This is a genomic window from Nostoc cf. edaphicum LEGE 07299 (genome assembly GCF_015207245.1).
Taxonomy (GTDB): Bacteria; Cyanobacteriota; Cyanobacteriia; order Cyanobacteriales; family Nostocaceae; genus Nostoc; species Nostoc edaphicum_B.
Genome location: NZ_JADEXF010000856.1, coordinates 1 through 2933 on the forward strand (window position 1 = coordinate 1; position 2933 = coordinate 2933).

The following is a 2933-nucleotide window of genomic DNA, read 5'->3' on the forward strand; positions in this document are numbered from 1 at the left end:
GCGTTAATTATACTCAGTAAAAATGTACATTTGTGAGATAGACATCATAAACCAATGGATATAGCTCTACTTGTTAAACTTCTCGCTCCCTGTCTGCCATTTCTGTTAAATGTGGGTAATAAAGTAATACGGTTCAGTTAAGGCTAAAACTCTTTGTCAAAGTCAACTTTTTTAACGAACCGCAGAGGCGCAGAGGAAACAGAGAGAAGAGAAAAAATGCTTAACTGAACTGTATTGGGTAATAAAGCTGTAGAAGGAGCATCTCAGAAAGTGCTTCTTTAGAGCAAGCAAAAGCAAAAGCTTTGAATCATGGTAAAAATGAAAGCGTAAGCTATACAAATGAAAATGAAGAAACTATTACTTGGTCTTTGCAGCAATTAGTAGACGTAAATTCAGTTTTGTACGATGACTTTGATTCATCTGAGAATATTGTTGATTTATATGCTCGACATTTTCGGAACTATAAGGCTTACCAGTCATTTGAGCCATTATTATCTAAAGAGCAATTTGGAGAATAGCTATAAAACCATGCGATCGCTCCTGTCGATTCCCATCACTGACGCAAAAGCGATCGCAAGTATTTTTACTTTTCCCTTTTTACTGGCTTTGACTCGCACATCACGAATTCGGCTCTCCCAACAATACAATTGAACACTTCAATTCTTGAATCATCTGCGTTGTCACTTCGCTGACTGCTAATCCCCCGGCTGTGCGATAACGAACGGAACGTAATACTGCTAAATCAAACGTCTGAGCTTCCCGAATGACGACTCTAGCGACATCATCACCCCTGATTGTTTGGATATTAGTATTTACCTGTAACTGGCTTTTAGAAGCGATGTCAGACAATTGAGATACAAATCTTTCTACTCGATTTGGGGGTGATTTGCGATCGCACACGTGTAAAAGCACAACTTCCGCCTGATTGACATCCGCCAAAATCTGAGCAAACCTTAAAGCACCGATGGTTTGGCGCGTTAAGTCTCCAACTGGTACAAGAATTCTTTGAATTGTCTTGGGACTGCTCAAGAGGCGTGTAACTGCAACCGGACAATGAGAAGACCAAAACACGCTATCAATGACATTACCAAATAAGCGGGCGCGTAAACCTGTTGTTTGCGACCAACCCATCACTATTAAACTAGCATTTTGTTCTCGACTGGTGCGGCTGATTGCCAAAGCTATATCATCGTCAATCCGATTTGCAGGTGAAACTTCTACATCAAATTCTTGACTGATTTCTCTAGCTAAACTTAATCTTTGCTGACTCTGGTCGAGCGCTATTACTAATTGTGGATCGTCCATGTGAATATGTGCCCTGGTAATAGCTAATGGCACAATTCTTCCAGATTCATGATTAGCTAGTAGTGCTGCCATCTCTATTAGATAGCGCTGGGTTTTGGGGTTATATATTGGTACTACTACAGTAAATGGATATTGTTTTTCCTCTAGTAGTTGAGTTTCATTACTTTCCCACCAAGTTGTCAAACTATCTGTTTCAAAATCTGTCTGAGAAAGCTGTAATGAAGAAGCAAATCGTGCTGTTATTATGGGCCCCAAAATTGCAGTCACCAGCATGAGGACAATCACACTGTTTAAAACACCTTCATTGATTAAGCGCTCACCAGCAGGATTTACCGTTTGATATGCAACTAAAGCTGCTGCTAGTGTGGCTGCTACCTGTGGTAGTGACAACGACCACATCGTTAATAATTCCGCCGTATTATAGCGGTATAACAATTTGGCTAAGAATGCTGCAATAAATTTACTGCCAATCAAAGCTAATACAATTACCACAGTCAACCAAACTGAACTGAGAGTTCTTATAAATGCAGGAATATCAATCAATAATCCCATGTCCACAAAGAAACAAGGAATAAATAAAACACTGCCAATAAACTCAATTTTTTCTTTGACTGGGCTACGTCCTAGTACGTCATTGACTGCTAAACCTGCTAAAAAAGCACCAACAATTTTTTCAATTCCAATTACCTGCGCTCCGACAGATGCCAAAAATAATGCTAGTAATATAAACAAAAACTGGTTACTTTGTTCATCCCCAGAGCGACGAAAAAACTCTTTTCCTGCCCAGTCAAAGCCAAACAGAACAACAGCAGAGTAAATTGCTAATCCACCTAATAAAATAGCTAAACTTAAGGCGGAGAATTGCCCTCCATGAATTCCAACACAAATTGCCAACACTAACAAAGCACCAGTGTCAGTAAAAATTGTTGCCCCAATGGTGACGGTTACAGCTTCATTCGTTACTACTCCCAAACGACTCACAATTGGATATGCTAAAAGTGTATGAGATGCCAGTAAAGAACCAATTAAGACAGAGGTATTCCAGCTAAAATTGAATAAACGTCCAACAGCAATGCCAGCAATTAATGGTACTAAGAATGTTAAAATCCCAAACCCAATTGAGCGGTTTTTAGTTTTACGGAACTGCTCTAAGTCAATTTCTAAACCCGCCACGAACATCAAATAAATCTTGCCAATATCCGAGAGCAGATTGATTGTTTCAGACTCAGAATTCAACAACTTTAGTCCATTTTGTCCCAAGACTACGCCTGCTACTAACAAACCCACTAATCCAGGTAGTCGCAGTCGCTCAAATATTGGAGGGACAGTAAAGATTACTGTTAGAAGAATTGTAAATGCAACAATAGGACTGTCTGCGAGCGAGTTCAGTGTCATGTGTAATAAATCAGCCTAGATAGTAAATGTACAAGAGGCATACGAAATTTTACTTAATTTTTTTGTATAGTTCCGTTTTATTGGTTACATATAATTAAATCTTTAACAGCATAATTGTTGCGCTCGCAATTCAATTCTATCTTAAGGAGGTATTTTTTATATCCATAGATATAAATCTCGATGAGATTTGAGGTTGCAAAAATTATGGGTATTTAAATAGCTCTAAATAGTAT

2 protein-coding genes are annotated in these 2933 nt (G+C 38.7%); one reads left to right on the forward strand and one right to left on the reverse strand.

The features are described 5' to 3' along the window. The first annotated feature begins 260 nt into the window (after positions 1 to 260). On the forward strand, positions 261 to 518 hold the full coding sequence (locus IQ229_RS21750) for a DUF4288 domain-containing protein (protein ID WP_194047301.1): 258 nt from the start codon (positions 261 to 263) through the stop codon (positions 516 to 518). A gap of 100 nt (positions 519 to 618) precedes the next feature. On the opposite strand, the gene IQ229_RS21755 is transcribed toward IQ229_RS21750, so the two are convergent. Further along, on the reverse strand, positions 619 to 2700 hold the full coding sequence (locus tag IQ229_RS21755) for a cation:proton antiporter domain-containing protein (RefSeq protein WP_194047299.1): 2082 nt from the start codon (positions 2698 to 2700) through the stop codon (positions 619 to 621). Between the last annotated feature and the right edge of the window lie 233 nt (positions 2701 to 2933).